24 protein-coding genes and 1 riboswitch are annotated in these 23,276 nt (G+C 48.1%); of the genes, 14 read left to right on the top strand and 10 right to left on the bottom strand.

Annotated features, from left to right (window positions below):
- Positions 1–20 precede the first annotated feature (20 nt).
- Positions 21–938 (bottom strand): 1,4-dihydroxy-2-naphthoate polyprenyltransferase, encoded by a 918-nt coding sequence (locus J4760_RS05005; protein ID WP_237604987.1) that lies wholly within the window; start codon positions 936–938, stop codon positions 21–23.
- A gap of 118 nt (positions 939–1,056) precedes the next feature.
- Here J4760_RS05005 and J4760_RS05000 point away from each other — a divergent pair, with 118 nt between their 5' ends.
- Genes J4760_RS05000 through menE form a run of 5 tightly spaced genes read left to right on the top strand, consistent with a single transcriptional unit; the run spans position 1,057 to position 7,139 of the window.
- Positions 1,057–2,421 carry an isochorismate synthase gene (locus J4760_RS05000; RefSeq protein ID WP_237604986.1) on the top strand — a complete coding sequence of 455 codons (1,365 nt, stop codon included), beginning with the start codon at positions 1,057–1,059 and terminating at the stop codon, positions 2,419–2,421.
- Positions 2,418–4,094 (top strand): 2-succinyl-5-enolpyruvyl-6-hydroxy-3-cyclohexene-1-carboxylic-acid synthase, encoded by a 1,677-nt coding sequence (menD, locus tag J4760_RS04995; protein ID WP_237604985.1) that lies wholly within the window; start codon positions 2,418–2,420, stop codon positions 4,092–4,094. The genes J4760_RS05000 and menD overlap by 4 nt, the downstream gene beginning before the upstream one ends.
- Positions 4,084–4,869, top strand: a complete 786-nt coding sequence (gene menH / locus J4760_RS04990; RefSeq protein WP_237604984.1) for a 2-succinyl-6-hydroxy-2,4-cyclohexadiene-1-carboxylate synthase — start codon at positions 4,084–4,086, stop codon at positions 4,867–4,869. The genes menD and menH overlap by 11 nt, the downstream gene beginning before the upstream one ends.
- A gap of 3 nt (positions 4,870–4,872) precedes the next feature.
- Positions 4,873–5,691, top strand: a complete 819-nt coding sequence (gene menB / locus J4760_RS04985; protein WP_145287065.1) for a 1,4-dihydroxy-2-naphthoyl-CoA synthase — start codon at positions 4,873–4,875, stop codon at positions 5,689–5,691.
- Between the two features lie 50 nt (positions 5,692–5,741).
- Positions 5,742–7,139 (top strand): o-succinylbenzoate--CoA ligase, encoded by a 1,398-nt coding sequence (gene menE / locus J4760_RS04980; protein WP_237604983.1) that lies wholly within the window; start codon positions 5,742–5,744, stop codon positions 7,137–7,139.
- A gap of 8 nt (positions 7,140–7,147) precedes the next feature.
- Here the strand turns inward: menE and yidD are convergent, their stop codons facing one another.
- On the bottom strand, positions 7,148–7,387 hold the full coding sequence (yidD, locus tag J4760_RS04975; RefSeq protein ID WP_145287059.1) for a membrane protein insertion efficiency factor YidD: 240 nt from the start codon (positions 7,385–7,387) through the stop codon (positions 7,148–7,150).
- Between the two features lie 75 nt (positions 7,388–7,462).
- Between yidD and J4760_RS04970 the strand changes: the two genes are divergently transcribed.
- Positions 7,463–7,921, top strand: a complete 459-nt coding sequence (locus tag J4760_RS04970; protein WP_145287056.1) for an NUDIX domain-containing protein — start codon at positions 7,463–7,465, stop codon at positions 7,919–7,921.
- Between the two features lie 47 nt (positions 7,922–7,968).
- On the opposite strand, the gene pckA is transcribed toward J4760_RS04970, so the two are convergent.
- Entirely contained in the window at positions 7,969–9,549 is a 1,581-nt protein-coding gene (gene pckA, locus J4760_RS04965) for a phosphoenolpyruvate carboxykinase (ATP) (protein WP_186365472.1), read from the bottom strand.
- Positions 9,550–9,699: 150 nt separating this feature from the next.
- Positions 9,700–9,805, top strand: a riboswitch (SAM riboswitch).
- 90 nt (positions 9,806–9,895) lie between these two features.
- On the opposite strand from pckA, the gene metK reads away from it, so the two are divergent.
- On the top strand, positions 9,896–11,089 hold the full coding sequence (gene metK / locus J4760_RS04960; protein WP_237604982.1) for a methionine adenosyltransferase: 1,194 nt from the start codon (positions 9,896–9,898) through the stop codon (positions 11,087–11,089).
- 44 nt (positions 11,090–11,133) lie between these two features.
- On the opposite strand, the gene J4760_RS04955 is transcribed toward metK, so the two are convergent.
- A complete protein-coding gene (locus J4760_RS04955; protein WP_145287047.1) occupies positions 11,134–11,328 on the bottom strand; it encodes a hypothetical protein in 195 nt (64 codons plus the stop codon).
- A 316-nt stretch (positions 11,329–11,644) separates the two neighbouring features.
- On the opposite strand from J4760_RS04955, the gene J4760_RS04950 reads away from it, so the two are divergent.
- Together J4760_RS04950 and J4760_RS04945 are read left to right on the top strand one after the other, a co-directional pair.
- Positions 11,645–12,553, top strand: a complete 909-nt coding sequence (locus J4760_RS04950) for a nuclease-related domain-containing protein (protein ID WP_237604981.1) — start codon at positions 11,645–11,647, stop codon at positions 12,551–12,553.
- Positions 12,554–12,632: 79 nt separating this feature from the next.
- Entirely contained in the window at positions 12,633–14,012 is a 1,380-nt protein-coding gene (locus J4760_RS04945; RefSeq protein WP_237604980.1) for an NAD-dependent succinate-semialdehyde dehydrogenase, read from the top strand.
- A gap of 48 nt (positions 14,013–14,060) precedes the next feature.
- Here the strand turns inward: J4760_RS04945 and J4760_RS04940 are convergent, their stop codons facing one another.
- A complete protein-coding gene (locus tag J4760_RS04940) occupies positions 14,061–14,426 on the bottom strand; it encodes a fluoride efflux transporter FluC (RefSeq protein WP_237604979.1) in 366 nt (121 codons plus the stop codon).
- A complete protein-coding gene (locus J4760_RS04935; protein WP_237604978.1) occupies positions 14,423–14,788 on the bottom strand; it encodes a fluoride efflux transporter FluC in 366 nt (121 codons plus the stop codon). The genes J4760_RS04940 and J4760_RS04935 overlap by 4 nt, the downstream gene beginning before the upstream one ends.
- A 95-nt stretch (positions 14,789–14,883) precedes the next feature.
- Between J4760_RS04935 and J4760_RS04930 the strand changes: the two genes are divergently transcribed.
- Positions 14,884–16,308, top strand: coding sequence for an FAD/NAD(P)-binding protein (locus tag J4760_RS04930; RefSeq protein WP_237604977.1), 1,425 nt, complete (start codon positions 14,884–14,886; stop codon positions 16,306–16,308).
- 30 nt (positions 16,309–16,338) lie between these two features.
- Here the strand turns inward: J4760_RS04930 and J4760_RS04925 are convergent, their stop codons facing one another.
- Together J4760_RS04925 and J4760_RS04920 are read right to left on the bottom strand one after the other, a co-directional pair.
- Positions 16,339–17,325, bottom strand: coding sequence for a proline dehydrogenase family protein (locus J4760_RS04925; RefSeq protein ID WP_237604976.1), 987 nt, complete (start codon positions 17,323–17,325; stop codon positions 16,339–16,341).
- Between the two features lie 82 nt (positions 17,326–17,407).
- Complete coding sequence (locus J4760_RS04920; RefSeq protein ID WP_237604975.1) at positions 17,408–17,908, bottom strand: gamma carbonic anhydrase; 501 nt, start codon at positions 17,906–17,908, stop codon at positions 17,408–17,410.
- Positions 17,909–17,989: 81 nt separating this feature from the next.
- Here J4760_RS04920 and J4760_RS04915 point away from each other — a divergent pair, with 81 nt between their 5' ends.
- Positions 17,990–18,793: an alpha/beta fold hydrolase gene (locus J4760_RS04915; protein ID WP_237604974.1), complete on the top strand. Its 804-nt coding sequence runs from the start codon at positions 17,990–17,992 to the stop codon at positions 18,791–18,793.
- A 22-nt stretch (positions 18,794–18,815) separates the two neighbouring features.
- On the opposite strand, the gene mnmM is transcribed toward J4760_RS04915, so the two are convergent.
- Together mnmM and mnmL are read right to left on the bottom strand one after the other, a co-directional pair.
- Positions 18,816–19,373, bottom strand: coding sequence for a tRNA 5-(aminomethyl)-2-thiouridylate-methyltransferase MnmM (mnmM, locus tag J4760_RS04910; RefSeq protein WP_237604973.1), 558 nt, complete (start codon positions 19,371–19,373; stop codon positions 18,816–18,818).
- On the bottom strand, positions 19,366–20,319 hold the full coding sequence (gene mnmL / locus J4760_RS04905) for a tRNA modification radical SAM protein MnmL/YtqA (protein WP_237604972.1): 954 nt from the start codon (positions 20,317–20,319) through the stop codon (positions 19,366–19,368). The genes mnmM and mnmL overlap by 8 nt, the downstream gene beginning before the upstream one ends.
- A gap of 165 nt (positions 20,320–20,484) precedes the next feature.
- Here mnmL and J4760_RS04900 point away from each other — a divergent pair, with 165 nt between their 5' ends.
- Genes J4760_RS04900 through J4760_RS04890 form a run of 3 tightly spaced genes read left to right on the top strand, consistent with a single transcriptional unit; the run spans position 20,485 to position 23,247 of the window.
- A complete protein-coding gene (locus tag J4760_RS04900) occupies positions 20,485–21,231 on the top strand; it encodes an ABC transporter ATP-binding protein (RefSeq protein WP_145287015.1) in 747 nt (248 codons plus the stop codon).
- Positions 21,212–22,756: a hypothetical protein gene (locus J4760_RS04895; RefSeq protein ID WP_237604971.1), complete on the top strand. Its 1,545-nt coding sequence runs from the start codon at positions 21,212–21,214 to the stop codon at positions 22,754–22,756. Before J4760_RS04900 ends, J4760_RS04895 begins: the two co-directional genes overlap by 20 nt.
- 5 nt (positions 22,757–22,761) lie before the next feature.
- Entirely contained in the window at positions 22,762–23,247 is a 486-nt protein-coding gene (locus tag J4760_RS04890) for a methylated-DNA--[protein]-cysteine S-methyltransferase (RefSeq protein ID WP_237604970.1), read from the top strand.
- Positions 23,248–23,276: the final 29 nt, after the last annotated feature.

Raw genomic sequence — 23,276 nt, 5'->3', positions numbered from 1 at the left:
GCGACATGTCGCCAAGGTCTTTATATGCCTGTAAGTCCATTCAGCAGAAGCCCGATTGTCAGCAGTAATCCGAAAATGGTATTGAGTTTGCCCATGGATGCCATCGCTGGTATCAATTCCTGAGGTGTACTGCCTTTCCACATCAATTTTACCGTTTTTATGAAAACAGGTAACGACAGGAGTACGAGGAGCAGAAATATGGATCCGTATGGTTTGAATAGGGCAATCCATACGATGAAGCCATATGCGAATGCCAGCAGTGCTGCTGTCGTCAGGACTGCGATCGGCTTTCCGACAAGTATGACGAATGTTTTCCTTCCGCTCTCCTTATCCTTTTTCCTATCCCTGATATTATTCGCCATGTTCAGCAGACCGATGGTGATGGCGACGGGGATGGAAATCATGAGGGGGAAGTAGTGGAGGGTGCCTGTATGGATGAAGAATGTGATCATTATGATGACCGTCCCCATGAAGAATCCTGCAAAGATTTCTCCAAAAGGTGTCCATGAGATCGGATAGGGGCCGCCTGTATAAAGATAGCCGACTGCCATCGATATTGCGCCGACAACGAGTACCCAGAAAGAGCTGCCCAAGGTGATATATATGCCGATCAGTCCTGCCAGAATGTAGAAGGCGACAGCAATGCTCATTACAGCCTTCGGTGACATCCCGTTTCTGACGATTGCGCCCGCAATGCCGACCGACTCGGCACTGTCGAGCCCCTTTTTATAGTCGAAATATTCATTGAACATATTGGTTGCAGACTGGATGAGCAGCGTTGCAATAAGCATCGCGAAAAACATATCCCATCTGATTGATGAAAATAAAAGTACACTGGCCGTTCCGACCAGTACCGGTATGAAGCCTGCCGTCAATGTATGGGGTCTGGTCAGGCTGATATACTTTCTGATACCGGTATGTGTATCTGTTCCTTGCATGTCCATCTTCCTTTTTACTTATGATGAAACAATTTTAGCACATTTGGTCATATATCATACACAGCTAAATGAATAAATGATAAAATAGCATTAATTATGCAGAAAGAAGTGTGTATTAATGAACTTGGAAGCATATCAAAATATTCTGGATGATGTCAGGCTGGATTCCGAAAGCACATATCTCAGTCTGCAGCTGCCTACTCATGGATATGATCTGGATGAACAGAAGATTTTTTCATATTTTCATGAATCTCAGGGTGCAAGGTACTGGTTCCGTTCGAAAGATGACCGATACAATACAATCGGTATAGAGTATCTGGAAAGCATCAGGAGAGACAAATACTCTGCGAAGGCGCTCTCCGTCCAGAAATCTTCATTATATGGCAAGATCCAGCAGGTTCCGCTTGAAGCGGATATGCAATCTTCACTCAGCCTCTTTGGAGGTACACGCTTTGACAGCAAAGATACTTCCGATGAGTGGAATGACTTCGCGATGGTGGATTTCCATCTTCCGAAGTGGCAGTTCGATCTTGCCAATAAAGAGCTTTTCTATTCAGTTCGACTTGAAACTGTCGATATTGCTTCTGTTCTTACAGAAATATCAAGAGAGCTTGAAAACATTTCAGCGGTCACGAAAAGCACCTTCGAAGCACCGCAGATCAATATGGAAAAGGATATCTTTCCCGAGGAATGGAAAGCCCTCGTCGATCAGGCTGTCGATATACTGGACGACAGGGATTTCAGGAAAGTGGTGCTTGCCAGACAGCGTCTGCTGACATTCAAATCACAGGTGGATCCTCTTTTCCTGCTGAAAAGGCTGAATGACGAGGCCGGCACCTATACCATCTACTATGAAAAGGGGAAATCGCTGTTCATCTCCAAATCACCTGAGAAGCTGTTCGATATCCGAAGCAATACGTTGACGACCAATGCGATTGCAGGTTCTTCAGAACGTACTGGTGAAGCGGCGAAGGATGAGGGACAGAAGGCCTTCCTCCTGAAGGATGAGAAAAACCGCTATGAGCATGAGCTTGTAAGGGAATCCATCGTGGAGGACCTCAAGCCATATACCGACCGGGTGGAATTCACAGCTGAACCGGATGTACTGGAGAACAAGTATATATACCACCTCCATACTCCAATCAGTGCGGAACTGACCGACGAGACCAGCGTCTTCGAACTGCTTGATGCCATTCATCCGACACCGGCCGTCGGGGGCATGCCGAAGGACCGTGCAAGGGAATACATCATGCAGGAAGAACATGGAACAAGAGGGCTCTACGCAGCACCCATCGGTATTATTCACGAGGATAATGAAAGTGAGTTTGTCGTTGCCATAAGATCCATGCTGCTTCACGCAAATAGTGCAACCTTGTTTGCAGGATGCGGGATCGTGAAAGGGTCCTCGAGCGAGAAGGAGTTTGAGGAGACGCGCGTCAAATTTACACCGATGCTGAATGTACTGGGGGTTGAAACAAGATGATGTCTACCAATCATCAGGAAACATTGACATACCAGGTGTTTACACTAATAGACCTTCTGCAGTCCTATGGCATGCGGGAGGTCGTCATCAGTCCGGGTTCTCGTTCAACACCGATTGCTCTGGCGGCGGAACTGCACCCGGATATCCGGACGTATATCCACCCGGATGAGCGGAGTGCAGCTTTCTTTGCGCTGGGACTTTCCAAAGAAGGGCGTTCACCGGTCGGTCTGATCTGTACTTCCGGTACTGCAGCAGCAAACTACATGCCGGCAATTGCAGAAGCCGATCTCAGTCACGTGCCGCTCATCGCATTGACTGCGGACCGTCCTCATGAGCTGAGAGACGTTGGAGCGCCGCAGGCGATCAACCAGCGGAACATGTATCGTAATTATATAAGATACTATACGGAGCTGCCGATCGCAGATGCCCACCCATCCCATTCGGATATGCTCGAGACGAAAATTCTCCAGTGTGCTCAGTATTTCCAAGGTGTGGACCGTGGGCCGGTTCATATCAATGTTCCGATAAGAGAGCCGCTCATGCCGGATATGACCCGCACTGATCTTTTCCACAGGACGCCGCGTGCTATGCCCGAGTACAGTGTGGCACTTTCGTCGGGTCTTCATTTTGAAGGTCATGGCCTGGTCATCATCGGGGAGACAGCAGATGATCTGGAAAGTGTGTCTTCAGTTCTCGATAGGGAGAATCTTACTGTGATTGCCGATCCGCGCCAGCATATAAGACGTACACTTCCGAATGTGATTACGCACCATGATCTGATTTTCAGCAATCTGAATCAAGAGCAGCTGAAGCGTTTCGAAGCCGAGGTCGACTTCATCATAAGAATCGGGGAACCGCTCACTTCGAAAGTGACCAATCAGTTCCTGTCGAAGACGGGCATTCCGCAATACCTTTTCAGTGAGTATCAGCAGTTGAAAACCTTCCCGGCCACGCCGCAGGCTGCCTATGTCGGACCAATCGGTACGCTCGTCGGTAATACTGGATTCACAAATGCCGGAGGCGGACCGAAGTCCTGGCTGACTGAGCTCGACCGCCGCATCAGCAACCGTGTCGAAGCATATGTTACGGACTATGAGGATGAAGGACGCTTCATGTATGAGATCATCAGGCACACCGACCCGGATCGCTCACTATTTCTGTCCAACAGCATGCCGATCAGGGATGGTGAACGGTATGATCTTGATAATACCCAGAAAATCTATGCAAACAGAGGCGCTAATGGAATTGATGGTGTTGTCTCCACCGCGCTCGGCATGGCGGTAAAAACACCGATTACCCTGATCATCGGGGATATTGCGCTCTATCATGATATGAACGGACTGATCATGTCCAAACTGGAAGGTATCGATATCAACATCATCGTCTTCAACAATAATGGCGGTGGCATATTCAGTTTCCTGCCCCAGAGCGAGAACAAGGACTACTTTGAACGGCTCTTCGGTACACCGCTCGATCTGGATTTCAAGCATGCCGCCGATCTATACGGTTTCAATTATACAAGTACGGAAATGGTCCAGGATGTGACGGATGAGCTGATGAATCAGGGTGGCCGGAATATCATCGAAATAAAAACGGACAGGGCTGTCAACGTCGACTCTCATCAGAAGCTGAGCAGACAGATTGAAGATGTGGTGAAATCCGTTGAGATTTAATTATCATTACAGTGACAACGGCAAGGAGCGGACCATTCTGCTCCTTCATGGTTTTATTTCGGATATGGAGAGCATGGCGCATGTTTCCGTTGCCGCTGGACCATACTTCAATGTGCTCAAAATCGATCTGCCTGGATTCGGAGGTACCCGGAGCGTGGGCATCGACTATACGATGGACACGATTGGGGACGGCATACAGGCCATTCTGGACGCGCTTTCCATCCCGAAAGTGAATATCATGGGATATTCGATGGGCGGCAGGGTGGCATTGTCCTTTATTGTCAATCATCCCGAATCGGTGGAGCGTGCCATACTCGAGAGCAGTTCGCCGGGAATCGCGTCTTCATCGGACCGGGAAAGCCGACTGTTGACCGACAGGAGAAGGGCGGACCGCATCAATGGGGACTATGGTTCTTTTATTGACGAGTGGGAGACACTGCCGCTTTTTAACAGCCAGAAGCAGCTGTCTGACACACTCCACGCCGAACAGCGGGCCAACCGGCTTGCCCAGATACCGAAGGAAGTGGCGGACAGTCTGCTCAAGTATGGCACCGGTGTGCAGCCTGCGTACTGGGATAGGCTTCCCGACATCAATATGCCTGTTCTGCTTGTAGTCGGGGAAAGAGATGAGAAATTCAGAGCGATCAATGCGACAATGGCAGACCGGTTGCCGGATGCACGATTTGAGATTATCGAAGGAGCGGGACATAACGTCCATATGGAATCTCCGGAAAAGTTTGGTACAATAATGATAGATTTCTTAATAGGAGGATGAAGTATGTCAAGAGAATGGCAGACGCTTAAAGAATACAAAGAAATTAAATATGAGTTCTATAATGGAATAGCAAAGGTGACGATCAATCGTCCGGAAGTGCGCAATGCATTCACACCGCAGACCGTCACTGAAATGATTGATGCATTCATGAGAGCAAGAGATGATCAGAATGTTGCTGTCATCGTTCTGGCGGGCGAAGGCGATATGGCCTTCTGTTCCGGTGGAGACCAGAAAGTGCGTGGCCATGGCGGCTACGTCGGAGAGGACAATATCCCGCGTTTGAACGTACTTGATCTGCAGAGGCTGATCCGTGTCATTCCTAAACCCGTTGTGGCAATGGTGTCCGGCTATGCCATCGGTGGTGGACATGTTCTGCATGTCGTGTGCGACCTGACAATTGCAGCAGACAATGCACGCTTCGGCCAGACCGGTCCTAAAGTCGGTTCTTTCGATGCCGGCTATGGTGCGGGCTACCTGGCACGCATCGTCGGACATAAGAAGGCGCGTGAAATCTGGTACTTGTGCAGACAGTACAATGCAGAAGAAGCGCTCGATATGGGTCTCGTCAACACTGTTGTTCCACTCGAAGAGCTTGAAGACGAAACAGTCAAATGGTGCGAGGAGATGATGGCACATTCTCCAACTGCACTGCGGATGCTGAAGGCGGGCATGAATGCTGATACGGATGGCCTTGCAGGACTTCAGCAGATGGCAGGAGATGCAACACTGCTCTATTACACGACAGACGAAGCTAAAGAGGGCAGAGAAGCATTCAAGGAAAAAAGAAAGCCTGATTTCGGCCAGTTCCCGAGATTCCCATAAGCATTAATCAGCCCATCGGAAGATGGGCTTTTTTAAAGGTGGAGTAGACTATGTATAATTGGCTGCAGATCCAGGCACAGCGTGTGCCGGATAAGCCGGCCATCATTTTTGATGGTGAAACGGTGACTTTTTCACAACTATATAATGAATCTTTGAAGCTCAAAGAGCATATGGCATCTTTGAACAGGGAGCGTGTCGGTCTTTTCATCGGAAATACTATGGATGCAGTGCATGTCATCCATGCTGCCATAATGGCGGGCATCGAGATCGTGCTGATCAATACGCGGCTGACGGAACATGAAATCGCCCGGCAGCTCGATGATATCGGAGTGGACACTGTAGTGGCGACAGAACCGCTTGAATTGGAAGGATATGCTGTCTACGGAGTGGAAGCTCTATGGGATAGGGACCCGGTCCCTTGTCAGCCCGCAGTCGTCTCAGGTGACAGTATACTATCGATCATGTTTACATCAGGTACGACCGGCAGGGCGAAAGCCGTTCCCCAGACGTTCGGCAATCATCATGCTTCCGCTCTCGGATGCGAAGACCGTTTCGGGTATTCAGAGGGCAGCGTCTGGATGAACGTCAATCCGATTTATCATATATCCGGCTTTTCGGTACTTTTGAGATCAGTGATCCGTGGATGTACGATGGTACTGGTGGAGAAATTTCACGAAGATTCAGTGTGGGATGCAGTTGAAAAATACAAGGTGACACACACCAGCATGGTGCCGGTCATGCTCGATCGGCTGCTCGGCCGGCCGATGCCGGCTCATGAGCTGCAAGGTGTACTGCTTGGAGGTGCCGGAGTGACCAGGGAAGTTCTGAGGGCTGCCCTTGATGCAGGGCTGCCGGTATACAATTCATTCGGCATGACTGAAACGTGCTCGCAGATCGTCTCCATTGCCCATGATGATCCGAAGATTTTGGAAGGTACGGTCGGGCGGCCGCTCGACAACATCGAGATAAGGATCGATGACAGCAATGACGGTGAACTGCTTGTACGCGGTGCACCGATCACACAAGGCTATCTGAATGCAGAGATTGAGGTGTCGGACGGCTACTTCAGAACAGGCGATATGGGATATATCGATGCGGACGGCTACCTTTACATACTGGACCGGCGCAGGGATCTGATCATCAGTGGTGGCGAGAATGTGTATCCGAAAGAGATTGAGGATGCGGTCAATATGATTCCGGCAATTTCGAATGCGGCGGTTGTTAAAAGGAAGGACGCCAAGTGGGGCGAAGTGCCCATCCTGCTGATAGAAGAGAGGACAGGAATGGCAATAGAAGACGATGACATCATGGGTCATCTGAACGGGCTTCTTGCACGATATAAACTGCCGAAAGAGATCCACCGGATGCCGCGCATCGTGATGACCTCGACCGGTAAAGTTTCAAGAGCACAGAATCAGAAAGTCTACGATGCAAAAAAGAAACAGTGATTCGGTGATCACTGCTTCTTTTCATAATTGTCCGGATTGAGAGGCACAGGATCGTACCCGCCGGGATGGAATGGGTGGCATTTAAGAATGCGCCTGGCTGCCAGATAGCCGCCCTTGAAGGCACCATGTTCCTGTACAGCTTCTATACCGTAGTTGGAGCATGTCGGATTGAACCGGCAGCTCGGTGGAAACATGGGGGAGATCGCTTTCTGATAGAAGCGCATCAGCCATAGAAGGATTGTTTTCATATAATCACCGCTCCAGCATTTAATACTATTATGATATAGGGTACACTGGATTTAAGCAAATTTGGAGATGATAGCATGCTTCGATTCAAAGACCATAAAGGCAGGAAGGTCACGTTGGAACTCGGCTCTGATGCACCACCTGGTCACATACTCTGCATCTGCAGAATGGATGGAAAATATCTGCTGACCGATCATAGAACCCGCGGAATAGAGTTCCCGGGCGGCAAGATCGAAGCAGGAGAAAGTCCCGAGGAAGCGCTGCACAGGGAAGTGTTCGAAGAGACGGGCGCGAGCCTTGATGCAGTCAAATACATCGGTGCGTATACTGTGCATGACGCAAAACCATTTGTTAAGGCTGTATTCTTTGCTGAAGTGAAGGATATATTCTTCATATGCGAATACAGCGAAACACACGGACCGGTCATCTACAGGACAATCGAGGAGATTCCGGAAGACAGGAGAAGCTTCCTGCTGGATGATGCCTGCATCGACTACTTGTATCAGATGAGCAGGAATGACGAATTTTTCAAATAAATGCGCCGGATATCAAATAGGATATCCGGCGCATTATTTTTATTCATCTAGAGTTTGAAGCCGCCTGTTTCAGCAATGCCTTCGGATTCAGCTCCGAACTTCTTGAAGTTTTCTATGAATGATTCTTTCAATTTATGGGCTTTTTCGTCATATGCTTCTTCGGAAACCCATGTATTGCGAGGGTTCAGAATTTCCTTTGGGACACCGGTAACGAAAGCCGGAATGCTCAGTCCGAACACGGAATCCTCTTCAAATGCATTGAGGGCGAGTTCTCCACTGATGGCTCTTCTTACCATGGAACGTGTATATTTAAGGTCCATGCGTTTGCCGACACCATATTCTCCACCGCTCCAGCCGGTGTTGACCAGATATACATCCACGCCATGCTCATCAATCAGATCGCCGAGCATGTTTGCATAGGTCGTTGCATGCAGTGGTAGGAAAGGGGAGCCGAAGCATGTTGAAAATACAGGCTGTGGTGACGTGATTCCGCGTTCCGTACCGGCAAGCTTCGATGTGAATCCGCTCAGGAAGTGGTACATCGCCTGTTCTTTGGTCAGCTTCGAAATCGGCGGGAGCACACCGAATGCATCTGCAGTCAGGAAGATGATTGTTGTCGGGTGTCCGGCTACGGATGGTATGCGTGCGTTGTCTATATGGTCGATCGGGTAGGCTGCACGTGTATTCTCAGTCAGCGACCCATCATCATAGTCCGGTACGCCTGCTTCATCCATGACGACATTTTCAAGTACAGAACCGAATTTGATGGCTTTGAAGATTTCGGGTTCCTTTTCGGGGGAAAGGTTGATCGTTTTTGCATAGCATCCGCCTTCGATATTGAAGACCCCGTCTTCATTCCAGCCGTGCTCGTCATCACCTATGAGTTCCCTTTGGGAATCGGCGGAAAGCGTCGTCTTGCCTGTGCCGGAAAGTCCGAAGAAAAGGGCGACGTCCTTGTTTTCTCCAACATTGGCGGAGCAGTGCATGCTCATGACACCCTGTTCGGGGAGGAGATAGTTCATGATGGAGAAGATGGATTTCTTCATTTCACCAGCATATTCGGTACCACCGATCAGTATGATGCCTTTCTCGAGTGAAACGATGATGAAAGCTTCCGATCCCGTCCCGTCAGTCGATGGGTCCGCTTTGAAAGTCGGCGCAGATACGATAGTGAACTGTGATTCGATATCAAGCGCCTCTTCCTTCGTTTCAGGTCGGATGAACATCGTACGTGCAAACATATTGTGCCAGCTGAACTCATTCACTACACTGAGATTGAGACGCGTCTTCTCATCCGCACCCGCATAGCCATTGAAAACAAAGATTTCTTCCTTTGATCCAAGGTGATCGATGACCTTCTCGAACAGGTTATCGAAAACTTCCTGTGAAATCGGCTGATTGACTTCTCCCCAGTCCACTTTGTTCTCGGATACTGCATCTTTGACAATGAAACGGTCTTTGGGGCTGCGACCGGTGTACTTGCCTGTCTCGGCACGCAAAGCACCTGTTTCCGTCAGTTTGCCTTCTTTTCTTTTCAAGGATTTTTCGACGAGTTGAGACACAGAAAGTTGGAAATGCGATGATTCTTTGGATACCAGATTCTGTATGAGTTCTGAGTGGTTTGTCATAATTTTTGCCCCCATTTTTATGTATTTAGCAAAGTAAATGATACTTTCACGAATTAGTATAACACATTGATAAATGTCGTAACATAATATTTACAAAATAATATCGCCTTGATTTGAATGCAATCATATAGTATATTATAGGGAAGTTATCTCTTATCAAGAGCCGGTGGAGGGAACATACCCGACGAAGCCCAGCAACCTCTTTTCTATAAAGAAAGGTGCTAAAGGATGCAGAAGTTATTCTGATCGATAAGGGGAAGAGCGAAGCCTTTTCTCGTATTATTGAGAAAAGGCTTTATTTTTTGGTAGCAGGAGATAGCTAATAATCATAAAGGAGAAATATTCAATGGCAGAACGCAGACTTTTCACTTCCGAATCCGTAACGGAAGGACATCCGGATAAGATTGCAGATCAGATTTCAGACGCCATTCTGGATGAAATACTAAAAGGGGACCAGCACGCAAGAGTTGCCTGTGAGACAGTTGTCAACACTGGTATGGCAATGATCGTTGGAGAGATAAGTACAAATACTTACGTCGATATCCCCAAAATAGTGAGGGAGACTGTCAAGGAGATCGGATATACCCGTGCCAAATACGGCTATGATTACAAGACGATGTCCGTATTGACGGGTATAGATGAACAGTCTTCGGATATTGCGCAAGGCGTGAATAATGCTGTCGAAACAAGGGAGACGGAAGCCGTTTCAACTGGTGCCGGCGACCAGGGGCTCATGTTCGGTTTCGCCTGCGACGAAACGGAGGAACTGATGCCACTGCCGATCTCATTGGCCCATAAATTATCAAGACGTCTGACACAGGTCAGAAAAGATGGAATCATCGACTACTTGAGACCGGACGGGAAGACGCAGGTCACTGTTGAGTATGACGAAAATAATGCAGTCAAAAGAGTGGATACCATCGTCATTTCATCACAGCACCATGAAGAAGTCGAAACGAAGACGCTCCAGGAGGACCTGATCACCCACGTCATCCAGGAAGTGGTGCCGGCAGAACTTCTTGATGAAAATACACGCTATATCATCAACCCGACAGGGCGTTTTGTCATCGGTGGACCTCAAGGAGATGCAGGATTGACCGGCAGGAAAATAATTGTAGATACCTACGGTGGTTATGCCCGCCATGGCGGTGGTGCTTTCAGCGGCAAGGACCCGACCAAGGTCGACCGTTCTGCAGCATATGCCGCACGTTATATTGCCAAAAACATAGTGGCAGCCGAAATTGCTTCCACATGCGAAATACAGCTTGCATATGCAATCGGAGTCAGTGAACCTGTGTCCATATCCGTGGATACTTTCGGTACTTCAGACTATAAGGAATCGGATATTGTCAATGTCATCCGTAGAACATTCAATCTATCTCCGGACGGCATCATAGAGATGCTTGATCTGCGCCGTCCAATCTATAAGAATACTGCAAGCTACGGCCACTTCGGCAGAGAAGACCATGATTTCCCCTGGGAAAGACTGGATAAGGCAGCCCGATTGAAAGAGGCGCTCTCAAGTCTCAAAGTAAACTAAAAAAAGTCCCGGACATTTGTCCGGGACTTTATATTGGATAAGAATTACTCTGACTCTTCAGATGTCTCTTCTTCCATTGTCATTTCTTCAGTAGTTTCCTCTTCCATTGTCTCTTCTTCCATAGTGCCTTCTTCTGTAGTTGCTTCTTCAGTGGATTCTTCACTACCGCCTCCGCCACATGCACCGAGTACGAGCACTGAAGCAAAGCCGCCTGCCATTAGATACTTTTTGAGTTCCATGATTATTCCTCCTAGTTTTTTAACTATAGGTTAATTGATGACACTCGCTATCTCTCTATCTATCTAGCAAGTTAATAACTTATTACCCATACGAAAAATAATAAAACATGCTGAAACCTATAAATTTTAATTAAGACCAAAAAAAATCACAATAATGGAAGTGGTACCAAATAGCGCTTACAAAAAATAATGAAAAAGCTTGGGGACATTTCCATCAAATTATTTGTTTTTGACCGTAAATGTATATTATTTTGATATAATGAACAAAGCTTCAAGCAAAACAGCTATTCTAATATGGAAGGATTTGAAACAAGGCATGAATACGGAAATCTTTACAGACCCGATTTTTATTGCACTGGCTGCACTGCTGCTCATTATTGCCATTGCTTTCCTGGTCTATTATTTAAAGCATAGAAATAAAGTCGATGCGCTTCAGAAGGACTATGCAAAAGAAAAGGAAAATCTGGTTGAAAAGTATGAATCGGATAATGAAACGCAGCGGCTGGAGCATAAAAAGGAAGTATCCACGCTGAATGAAAAATATCATGATGAAACAACACTGCTCAACAACAAGCTTTCAAGCCTTCGCCAGTTTACAGTGGACAAGGGGGAATATCTTACGGATCTGTCCCTGATCCAGCTGAAGGACCGCCTCGTTCGTAATGAAAAGATCAGGGAGACGGACATGTACATTCTGTCGAACGTCTATCTGCCATCCAGAAACTATACGAATACAAGAAAGATCGACCACCTGGTACTCACACGTACAGGCCTCTATCTGATCGATTCCAAGTACTGGAAAGGGCATATTCTTCACGGTGTGAGCGAAAGCAATTTCGAGGCGCTACCATACGTCGAGTCCTTCTTTGATCTGCTCGACCTGGACAAGTCCAAGGAACAGACCCTGATCTTCGAGAAAGACGATGAAAAGAACGTCTCGGTCAACTATTATAATGATACAATCGAAGAAACCAAAATTTCTGCAGAAAAGCTGAAGAACATTTTCAAGCTGCAGTATGACGTTGTTCCGATCATCTATTTCAATCCGCAGGATAATGGCAACTATTCGATCTCGAACTATTCCACTGATCCATCTATCAAAGTGCTCGTCGGTGAAGAGGAGCTTGAAAACTTCTTCATGAAGTATGTTTTCCATGGCCGTTTCCAGTATACGGTCAAGGATCTCGACGAGATTGCAGAAGCAATCTTCCAATTGAATCCATAAGCCAATTCTTTGTTTTAATGAAAGAAAAGCCCTATAATTTTTTTATAGGGCTTTTTATCCATTCAAAGGAGGCGTCATGATGTCTGAAGAAATCGTGGTACTGAATCCTGCAACCGGTGAAGAGGTTGATCGGATCAGAAAGGATAGCAAAGAGGATATCGAGAAGAAGATCGACAAGGCACATGAAATGTTCAAGCAGTATAAAAAGAAGAACGCATATGACCGCAGTGCACTGATGGTCAGATGGGCAGCGCTCATCCGGGAGAACAAGGATGAGATTGCCGAACTGATTACGAAGGAAAATGGTAAGCCGATCAAGGAAGCCGCAGGAGAAGTGGAGTATGCGTGCAGTTATATCGACTACTATGCCGAAGAAGGCAAAAGAGTGTACGGACGTACAATTCCCCAGCACGAAGATGATGTGCGGCTCGTTGTGACGAAGCAGCCGATCGGTGTTGTTGCTGCCATTACACCGTGGAACTTCCCGGTGGCCATGATGGCAAGGAAGGCGGCACCTGCAGTGGCAGCCGGCTGTACATTCCTGGTAAAGCCGGCAAGTGAAACGCCGCTGTCAGCAATGAGATTCCTCGATCTTGCACTTGAAGCAGGATTTGAAGAAGGTGTCATCCAGTACGTTACAGCATCCGGCAAGGAAGCAGGGGAAGTATTCGCAAAATCTGAAAAGGTCATGAAACTGACATTCACCGGCTCGACTGCCGTCGGCAAGACGCTGATGGAGGGTGCGGCTTCTACAGTAAAGAATATTACGATGGAGCTTGGTGGACACGCACCACTTGTCGTCCATAAGGATGCAGATCTTGATGTGGCAGTGGAACATGCCATTGCAGCCAAGTTCAGAAATTCCGGTCAGACGTGCGTATGTGCCAACAGATTCTACGTACATGAAGATATTGCAGAAGCGTTCAGTGAAAAGTTTGCGGAGCAGGTGAAGTCCCTCAAAGTCGGCAACGGCATGGATGAAGATGTCAAAATTGGACCGATGATCAATGAGGATGGCTATGACAAGGTCATTGAACACATCAATGATGCGAAGGATAAAGGCGGCCAGATCATTGCAGGCGGCGAAGGCAATAAGGACGCCGGATACTTCATCGAACCGACTGTCATTACAGGAGCAACGGATGACATGATCATCATGAATGAAGAGACATTCGGTCCCGTCGCACCCATCCAGACATTCACGGATCTTGATGAAGCGATAGAGAAGGCGAATGATACCGAATATGGTCTCGCAGCCTACTTTTTCACTGAAAGCTATCGTGATGGCATCAGACTGCAGGAAGGCCTGAACTTCGGTGTACTCGGCTGGAACAACGGCAAACCAAGTGCAGCGCACATTCCATTTGGTGGACTGAAGGAAAGCGGCATCGGCCGTGAAGGCGGACCGGAAGGTATCGAACCTTATCTGGAAACAAAAATCACTTCAATGAAAATATAGAAACATATAGAACAAGTAGAGGCCGCAACGCTTTGTTGCGGCCTCTATTCATGCAGCGATGGATACACCGATCAGCAGTCCGAGCGAAAGCGAGACCAGGCAGAAGAAAAACATCATGAAAGTGTACTTGATCAGTTTCCTGTATTCCCTCTGCTCAAACAGTTTCAGCTGTTCGACGGTGAAAGCGGAGTAGGTCGTGAAACCGCCGAGAAAGCCGAATATGATCATGAAATATAGGGAAGTGCCCTGAATGATCAGAGGCATGGAAATTCCCATGCAAAGGGCTCCTGTAGTGTTCACAGTAAATGCGGCATAGGGCAGGCTGAAGCGTTCAAAAATCCGAAGAGAGGAAATAAAACCCCTCAAGGATGCACCGGCAGCTGCACCAAGTGAGATGAGAAGAATATTGATCATCGCTTCGCTCCACCTGCCTTCCATCCGAGCAGTATCATGGATAGGCCACCGAACATGTTGATGGCGCCATAGACTGTAAATATCAGGTAGTCACCAGTCGAAAGCAATACGTACTGTTCATAGGTCAGCAGTGAAAAGGTGGTGAAGCTGCCAAGCAGACCGGTTATCAGGAAATCCTGAAAGTAGCCGGTCGGTCCCTTAAATTTGGATAGTACAGCCCCTGCAGCAAAAGCACCGAACATATTCACGGCCAATGTGCCGATGAAAAAGGGAAGCATCATGGAAGCTGCTGCCACGGAAATGGCAAAGCGGAGACTGGCACCGATCATGGCACCGAGCGATATGCATATGTATTTTTTCAAACTTCACCCTCCGTCAATATAATCTGGTAGCATGCAAAATTCTTTAAATATCCCTATAATGTTATCATATACTTACAATTGGAGAGAATATCAAAATGGATTATCAGCGCAAAATAGCAATTATAGGCGGAGGGTTTGCAGGCATCTCCATCTTGAACCACCTTGTAGACAGCACAGCCTATGATGAGGAATTGAATATCGATATATATGATAGGGAGCAGATGATGGGTAATGGCCATGCATATCAGGAAGATAGCATGCACCTGCTCCTTAATATACCAACTGAAGCCATGGTCTTTGACGACAGTTCACCAAGTTTCAAGAACTGGCTTGTGACAAATGGCTATTCTGCAGATACGTATGTGAGCAGGGCTCTGTTTGGCAGATATTTGAGAGACAGGCTGGGTGTGCTGTGTACAACGCATGAACATATCACCTTGAACTATTCGATGATCAATGATCTTCAGTATGACTCAACAACAAAACATTTCACCCTTCATGTGGAAGATGAAAAGAAAACATATACACATGTTTTCCTGACAGTGGGCCAGCTCGGATATGATGACCCCTATGACTTGAAGGGGACTCCAAACTACATCCATGACCCATATCCGGTCGAAGAGAAATTGCCGAAATCTGGAGAAATGTTAGTAGGCATCATCGGTTCCGGACTTTCTGCAATCGACTGCATCCGCTATCTGATGCTTGAGACCGATGCAAAGGAAGTATATGCATTTTCCAGAAGTGGGGAAATGCCGTCGGTGAGGGGGCCATATAGAGAAGTGGAGTTGCAGTTTTTCACTTATGATCGGCTGCATGAAAAGATTCATAATGAAGAAATCAGCTTTTCAGAAGTCAAAGCACTGTTCATGAAAGAGCTGGCCTACCAGGGCATCGATTGGAGACTATTCTATCGGCGGACAGGGAACGCGATACAGGACCTCGAATACGACCTTGAACATTCCGGAGCGGTCGGCCAGCTGCAGTATGCAATATCGAAAGCGAATCCGATATTCAGTGATGTGTACCAGTTTCTCCCGCGGTCGGATAAGCGTGAGTTTCTGGCTAGATATCACCATTTCATCGAGGAGAACCATTCTCCGATGCCAGGGCCGGTAGCAGAAAAGATAATAGAATGGGCGAACTCGGGAAAGCTTCATATCATAGAAGGTGTAAGCGACATTTCTGCATCGGAAGCATTTGGTGTTGAGCTGGCGGACGGCAGGAAATTCACCATGGATGTACTTGTCAATGCTACAGGACCATCTGGAGAAGTACAAAAGAGCAAAGATGGCATCATCAGTAGAATTCTGGACCATTTCCTTGCCACTCCTGATGAATTTGGAGGCATAATGGTCGATCAGAAGGATAGGGTCATCAGTCCAAAAACCGGGACAGTCGATAATATGTATGTGCTGGGTGCCTTGACTTTCGGTTCAAACTATCTATCCAATTCTGTTCATCTGCTCACCAGTAATGCAAAAAAGATCATAGAAAGCTTCCATATGGAAAGAAAATAGAGAGGAGCGCAACCCAGGTTGCGCTCCTCTCTACTTTTTGAACACTTTCGCTAGTGCGAGTCCCGCGACTATCATTCCTGCAGCGGCCGCGCCTGTCTTGAACATCGGATCTTTCGTAATCGACTTTACGACAAGGTTGATGTTCTGGGGACGTTCTGCAAGTCTTCTCATGAAGTAGGCGTACCAGTCGCTTCCGAAAGGTATGTAGACACATACATTGTAGCCTCTATCCACCAGTTCCCGCTGCAGATCCTTACGGAAACCGAAAAGCATCTGGAACTCGAACTGGTCGTTCGGAATGTCATTCTCCTTGATGAACTCGATGATGTTCTCAATGATGTTGTGGTCATGCGTCGCTATGGATGTAAACCCGCTGCCATTGGTCAGGTGAAGTCTGATAAGCAGTTCGAGTGCCTTGTCTATATCGGCCTTCTCCTGCAGTGCCACCTGTGGGGATTCCTTGTATGCCCCTTTGACGAAACGGATTCTATTGTCTTTATATTTATAGACATCATCCTTGGCAGTGAACAGATAGGACTGGAGCACTGTCCCCACATTGTCGAACTCCTCGATCAATGTATCGACGATGCGGATGGTGTCATCGTAGGAATCATGGTTTTCCATATCTATATTGACGAACATATCCTGTGCCTTTGCCGCCTCGACAATTTCCCTGATATTTAGAAGGCAGAAGTCATAATCTATATGGAGTCCGATCTGTGTCAGTTTGATGGAGGCCGAAGCATCGACCCCATTATCTCCAATTGCCTGAATCATCTCCAGAATAAGATCCTTTTCCTTCAGGGCATCCGACCGCTCAGTGACAAACTCACCAAGGTTATCAAAACTGACGCTCATGCCCTGGGCATTGATATCCTTGATTCTTTCGATGGTGTCCTCCACCGTGATTCCGGCGACGACCTTGCTGGCTCCAAACTTCAGGCCAACCTTCTTGCTTGCTTCATTCAGTGCATCATTCTGTGATAGTGCGATGAAAACATCTCTTAGTAATGGCATAATCTACCTCCTGAATCTTCGTACAATTTATATTCTACTCCTGATCACAATTTTTTGACAACTTAAATGTATATAAATCCGGTTATTTGTAATGAGGAATATGGTCGACATACGTTTCGTTTATTCTTTTCATATCCGCAAGATCTGCTTCCGTCAATTCCCTGACGACTCTGGCAGGTCTGCCGAAGGCCAGTGTATTGGCAGGAATCTCTGTGCCCGGTGTCACCAGGCTGCCGGCACCGATGAAGGCATTCTCTCCGATGACCGCACCGTCGAGTATGGTGGAATCCATACCGATCAGTGCGCCCTGTCTGATGGTGCAGCTATGCAGTGTCACCTTGTGGCCGACGGTCACATGATCTTCTATGATGAGCGGCATGTCCGGCGTCTCATGGAGGATGGAGAGGTCCTGGATATTCGTGTGGCTGCCGATGCGGATGGGGGCGATATCGCCTCTCAACACGGTGCCGAACCATACAGATGCACGCGCACCAAGCTCAACATCGCCGATGACGGTTGCATTGGGAGCTATAAAAGCGCTTTCATTTATTTTTGGACTGTATCCCTTATAGTCGATGATCATTTCTCATGTCCTTTCTTCAAACAGATTGATATAATAAGTCTATCATATCAGAAAGAATTAAAGTACGTTAGGAGCATGGCAATGTGGAAATGGGAAACGGATAGGCAGGCAAAGGGTGTCATAGTGGTAGTCCATGATATGCTCGAGCACCATGAGTACTATACGCAGCTGATCTCACAGCTGAGAAATTCAGGATATCACGTCGTCAGCGGTGACCTTCCGGGTCATGGCCAGACGACACGTATGAATAAAGGGCACATTTCCGACTTCAGCCAGTACACGGACCGTGTACGGGAATGGCACGAGGTGGCACGTGCCTATAGGCTGCCGACCTTCCTGCTGGGACAAGGTCTAGGAGGTCTGATTGTGATAGAGGCGCTGCGTCAGAATCTGGTAGGGGCGGATGGCATCATACTGCTCAACCCGATGCTTTCATTCAAGCAGTCATTCATCAACAGGAAAAATACAATACGTACAAGCATAAGAACAACGAGCGATACGACGCGGTTCGACCCGGGCATTCATTTCAGCCAGTTCACTGAAGATCCGGGATTTCTGGATCAGTATGACAATGATGAGCTGCTTGTCAGAAAAGTGAGCTACCATTGGTACCGGACAGTCATCAACCAGATGAAGGCGACGACGGAATTCATGGAAGATTTTCCTGATGTGCCTGTGCTCGCCATGCTGAGCCGGGGAAATGAGATCATCGAGCCGTTTCTTTCCGCAAAATACATCAAGCAGATGCGTACAAGGGAACTGTCATTGCATATGCTCGATAATATCCAGCACAGTGTGTTCCAGCGCGATGATACGGATGTACCGTACTATCATCTCGAGCGTTTCCTGAATGCCCAGCTGTTCAGGATCGGTCTTATTGGATAAAAGAACAGGAACGCCTGAATTTTCAGGCGTTCCTGTTCTTTTCAATGCATATGATGAAAGGGGCGTCATTCTTCTGGTTGATGAACTGGTACTTCAGTATCTGCGCTTCTTTTTGGGACCACTTGGATAGAGACTCGAGCAGTACATCTTTTTCTGTTTTTCCAGCAGGATGACCGTGGTAGACAACAATGATTATTCTTCCGCCATCAACGAGCAGGTTGAAGATCTTCTCGATGGCAGGCATCGTCGACTCATGGCTGGTGGTGATTGATTGGTCGCCTCTAGGCAAGTACCCAAGATTGAACATGGCTGCTTTTACAGAGGTATCTATATAGCTGTCGGCATTTGCGTGGGAGTCCAGTATGAATTCGACATGATCCATCGTCCCGACGAGTGCGCGGGCATTGGCGAGTGCCTGTTCCTGGACGTCGAAACTGTAGACTCTACCGCTTTCCCCCGTACATGCAGCAAGAAACTTCGTATCATGTCCATTGCCGCATGTAGCATCAACTACAGTATCTCCCTGCTGGATGATTTCTTCAGCCAGAATTTTGGCCTGTGGCAGTATTCGTTTAAGCATTGGTCTTCTCCTTGTAGCGGGTTCCCTGATAGGAGCCTCTTCTTTTCAGTTCGTCATCGATGCTGTTCAGTACGTTCCATTTGTCCGTGCTCCACATGGGTCCGATAAGCTGGTCGATCGGTCCGTCACCGGTGATGCGGTGGATGATCATTTCTTCCGGCAGTATTTCAAGCTGATCGCATACGAGCTTTATATATTCATCCTGGCCCAGGAATGATAATCTGCCTTTTTCGTACTGCTTGACCATCGGCGTGCCTTTCAGCAGATGGAGCAGATGGATCTTGATGCCCTGTACATCCATGTCGGCAACAGCCTGTGCTGTCTCCATCATCATTGCATAGTCCTCTTCAGGCAGGCCATTGATGATATGGCTGCATACATTGATATCATGCTTCCTGAGTTTTGCCACGCCTTCATGGTAGCACTGCATATCATGGGCGCGGTTGATCAGCCGGCTTGTCCTGTCATGGATGGTCTGGAGGCCGAGCTCGACCCAGAGATACGTGCGCTCGTTCAATTCCGCAAGGTATTCCACGACGTCATCCGGCAGGCAGTCGGGTCTGGTACCGATGGAAAGTCCGACGACGCCCTCTATTTCCAGTGCTGCCTCGAATTTTTCACGCAATACACTGACAGGCGCATGCGTATTGGTGAACGACTGGAAGTAGGCGATGTATTTGCCGTTCTTCCATTTCTGCTGCTGCATGCGTCCTCTGATCTTCTCGAACTGGACGGGAATCGGATCGACGCGGCTGCCGGCAAAGTCCCCGCTGCCTGCAACGGAACAGAATGTGCAGCCGCCATAGGCGACGGTGCCGTCCCGGTTCGGACAGTCAAATCCTGCATCCAGTGCCACTTTGAAGATTTTTTCATTGAATGTATTTTTAAGATGATAGTTCAGTGTATGATACCGCTTATCATCGAAACTGTATTCGAAGCCAGTCATTATTTTCACCTCTTATTCCTATTTGGCATTGTACCATATCTGCCTGGTCCGGAAGTACATGATCTGGAAAGATCACTTCGGAAAGGGCAGTTTATAAAGAGCGGGACTTGTTGTAGTATGGAAGAAGAAAAGTGATGTCAAAAAGTACAATGCTAAGGAGAAATTATGCTCAAAGTTGAAAAGTTGAACAAGAAGTATGGCAGCAGCTACGCAGTGCGGGATCTTGATTTTACAGTCGGCAGCGGGGAGCTGTTTGCGTTCATCGGTCCGAACGGTTCGGGCAAATCCACAACAATCCGCATGCTGACCGGGCTGCAAAAGGCATCGAGCGGGTCAGTGGAGATGTTCGGGGAAGTGATGGGGCCGGGCAAGACGCACTTGAAGGCAAGGCTCAGCTTCATTCCCGATACGCCGGACCTGATGGGCAAGCTCACCGGCAGGGAATATCTCAATTTCATAGCGAGTGTCTACAAGATTGATGAGACCGTCTTTCTGGAGGAGCAGCAGAAGCTTCTGGCACTGTTCGATCTTGAAGGACGGCTCGATACGCTGATAGAGGAATATTCCCACGGCATGAAGCAGAAGGTGGCATTGATCGGAGCACTCGTCCATAAACCGGACATCCTCTTTCTCGATGAGCCGACAGTGGGGCTTGACCCGAAGAGCAACAGGAATCTCAAAGATCATCTGCGTGACTACATCAAGTCGGGCCGTACGGTTTTCTTGACGACCCACAATCTTTCGCTTGCCGAAGAGATCGCAACGGATATACTCATCATCTATAATGGAAGAAAGTTGGCCCAGGGCACTTTATCGGAGCTTAGAGAAGCGAATGGGAATGCCTCGGCACGGCTCGAAGATATCTTTCTGGAATTGACAGAGGTGGACCGAAATGATCCGTCTGATACTTGATACGGAACGGCGTGCACTCTTCAACTATTGGAAAGTGCTGGGTGAATCGAAAAGAATCCTCTATATACTGATCGGTCTCCTGTTGCTGCTGATTCCTCTGCCACTCGTGACAACACTGCTGTTCTCGATTACCGCTTCGCTCGATGAGAACTATATGGACCTGTATCTTCTGATACTGTCGGTTGCCAGTGGGGTCATACTCATCCTGGTGTCGATACATTTCATCATCAAGGACATGATTCTGAGCGGAAGTATAACGCACTACATGTCGTATCCGATATCCGCAGCGGAACTGTTCCATGCGAAGTTCATCAAGCACAATCTGCTTTATTCAACCTCCATCATGCTGCCACTGTCAATATTATTAGGTGCAGCGCTCGCTGTAAGATATGATCAATGGCTGCTGGTACCAAACAGCATTGTCTACTTCATTGTGCTGGGGCTGGTTTTCACTTCCATTTCGTTCGGACTTGTATTTCTGACGGCAAACATCCTGCCGGTCAAAAAAGTCAGCGAAATACTCGCTTTTCTCGGTGGCATGTCATTTCTGCTGATCTACGTCATCATGTTTGCGATTGCCGACTCGTTTACGGGCATATTGGCGATGTTCCCCCAACTGCCGGTATTATACAGCGGCGTTCTATATGATTACAGTGCTGTCCCGGGCATACTCGGCCCGATCATCATGATCCTGGCCGCAATCGCCATCATCATATCGACCAGATTCATCGTAGTACGCGCAATAGACAGAGTAGGGGTCGCAGAAGGACATTCGGCCGGGAAGAGGAAGACCGGCAGAAGCAGCATCAGCCATCCTGTCATCGTGCTGGTGTCCAAGGATCTGAAGCTGTCGTACCGGAACTACAGGGAACTTGCTGTCCTGCTGCCCCTATATGTGCTGCCGCTCGTGCTTGTCTACTTCTCCTCACCGGCAGAAGCAGAGACGCGGTCGCTCGTCATGGGAGGCAGCCAGCTGCTCTCGGCAGCTGCCGGAGGTGCACTGATCACCGCATTATACATCAGTGCCCACCATACCGCGCGGGATGCGGAGCACTTCCAGATGGTGCAGCTGCTGCCGGTACAAGGCACCAAGCTCGCACTGGCCAAATATCTTTTCAACCTCGTGGCGACTGTACCAATCCTCATGGTCATTTTCACCATCACATGGTTTTTCTCGACAGCTGGAGTGGAAACCTTGCTGTTCATGCTTCCAGGCATCGTGCTGGTCTGTCTTGCCGCGGTGCCGGTCGGCATGCTGATCGGCAGTTCAAGTCCCGTGGTGAGCCGGAAAAATCCATCGAAACGGCTCGATACAAAAAGCGGCATCATCATCACGATGATCATGTTCTTCGTCTTCATGATGATCTCGATGCTTCCATTAATTCTGGAAGGAATGGCAGTGGGCATCCGGCAGGGGCTGATTGCCATGGCTATACTCGGCATATGCGCTATCATATCCTGGTTCATACTCGGCAGCGTAGCGAAGAAATACGACTCAGGTTTCAAAATCACTTATAAGGACTGATGGCAATGACAGAACTCTATTATATGAATACACCGATCGGCTGGCTGAAGATCCGTGCCGCCAGGGACCGTATTGTCGAACTGGACCACGTGCTGGAGACGGAAGTGCCGAATGAGGTTGATCTCGATGGATCCTCCCCGGTCATCAGGCAGTGTGTCAGGGAACTTCAGGAGTATTTCAGCGGGTCGCGCACCCATTTCGATGTACCGCTTGAGTTTACCGCCGGGACGCCGTTCCAGCAGAAAGTATGGCAGCGTCTCATCGAGATACCCTATGGTGAGACAATCAGCTATAAGATGCTGGCTGCGGACTGCGGGGGACCGAATCATTCGAGGGCGGTGGCGAATGCCAATGGAAAGAATCCGATATCGATCATCGTACCGTGCCATCGGGTCATTGCGTCGGATGGCTCACTTGGCGGATACACGGGCGGTCTTGATAAAAAGCGCGGTCTGCTTCACGTTGAAGGCATCGATATATCTGCCACTTGAAGATACACCTTGCCAATTGTATGAATATA

Source organism: Salinicoccus sp. ID82-1 (genome assembly GCF_021991715.1).
In the GTDB taxonomy this organism is placed as follows: Bacteria; Bacillota; Bacilli; order Staphylococcales; family Salinicoccaceae; genus Salinicoccus; species Salinicoccus cyprini.
This window is presented reverse-complemented; position numbering and strand designations above follow the sequence as displayed.

Coding starts and splice junctions, on each gene's coding strand:
- J4760_RS04895 (WP_237604971.1), top strand. CDS start 21,212: ATGATCCGTCTGATACTTGATACGGAACGGCGTGCACTCTTCAACTAT.
- J4760_RS04900 (WP_145287015.1), top strand. CDS start 20,485: ATGCTCAAAGTTGAAAAGTTGAACAAGAAGTATGGCAGCAGCTACGCA.
- menB (WP_145287065.1), top strand. CDS start 4,873: ATGTCAAGAGAATGGCAGACGCTTAAAGAATACAAAGAAATTAAATAT.
- pckA (WP_186365472.1), bottom strand. CDS start 9,549: ATGACAAACCACTCAGAACTCATACAGAATCTGGTATCCAAAGAATCA.
- J4760_RS04955 (WP_145287047.1), bottom strand. CDS start 11,328: ATGGAACTCAAAAAGTATCTAATGGCAGGCGGCTTTGCTTCAGTGCTC.
- J4760_RS04930 (WP_237604977.1), top strand. CDS start 14,884: ATGGATTATCAGCGCAAAATAGCAATTATAGGCGGAGGGTTTGCAGGC.
- mnmL (WP_237604972.1), bottom strand. CDS start 20,319: ATGACTGGCTTCGAATACAGTTTCGATGATAAGCGGTATCATACACTG.
- metK (WP_237604982.1), top strand. CDS start 9,896: ATGGCAGAACGCAGACTTTTCACTTCCGAATCCGTAACGGAAGGACAT.
- yidD (WP_145287059.1), bottom strand. CDS start 7,387: ATGAAAACAATCCTTCTATGGCTGATGCGCTTCTATCAGAAAGCGATC.
- menD (WP_237604985.1), top strand. CDS start 2,418: ATGATGTCTACCAATCATCAGGAAACATTGACATACCAGGTGTTTACA.
- J4760_RS05005 (WP_237604987.1), bottom strand. CDS start 938: ATGCAAGGAACAGATACACATACCGGTATCAGAAAGTATATCAGCCTG.
- J4760_RS04950 (WP_237604981.1), top strand. CDS start 11,645: ATGAATACGGAAATCTTTACAGACCCGATTTTTATTGCACTGGCTGCA.
- J4760_RS04925 (WP_237604976.1), bottom strand. CDS start 17,325: ATGCCATTACTAAGAGATGTTTTCATCGCACTATCACAGAATGATGCA.
- J4760_RS04890 (WP_237604970.1), top strand. CDS start 22,762: ATGACAGAACTCTATTATATGAATACACCGATCGGCTGGCTGAAGATC.
- J4760_RS04940 (WP_237604979.1), bottom strand. CDS start 14,426: ATGATCAATATTCTTCTCATCTCACTTGGTGCAGCTGCCGGTGCATCC.
- mnmM (WP_237604973.1), bottom strand. CDS start 19,373: ATGCTTAAACGAATACTGCCACAGGCCAAAATTCTGGCTGAAGAAATC.
- J4760_RS04970 (WP_145287056.1), top strand. CDS start 7,463: ATGCTTCGATTCAAAGACCATAAAGGCAGGAAGGTCACGTTGGAACTC.
- J4760_RS04945 (WP_237604980.1), top strand. CDS start 12,633: ATGTCTGAAGAAATCGTGGTACTGAATCCTGCAACCGGTGAAGAGGTT.
- J4760_RS04915 (WP_237604974.1), top strand. CDS start 17,990: ATGTGGAAATGGGAAACGGATAGGCAGGCAAAGGGTGTCATAGTGGTA.
- J4760_RS04920 (WP_237604975.1), bottom strand. CDS start 17,908: ATGATCATCGACTATAAGGGATACAGTCCAAAAATAAATGAAAGCGCT.
- menE (WP_237604983.1), top strand. CDS start 5,742: ATGTATAATTGGCTGCAGATCCAGGCACAGCGTGTGCCGGATAAGCCG.
- J4760_RS05000 (WP_237604986.1), top strand. CDS start 1,057: ATGAACTTGGAAGCATATCAAAATATTCTGGATGATGTCAGGCTGGAT.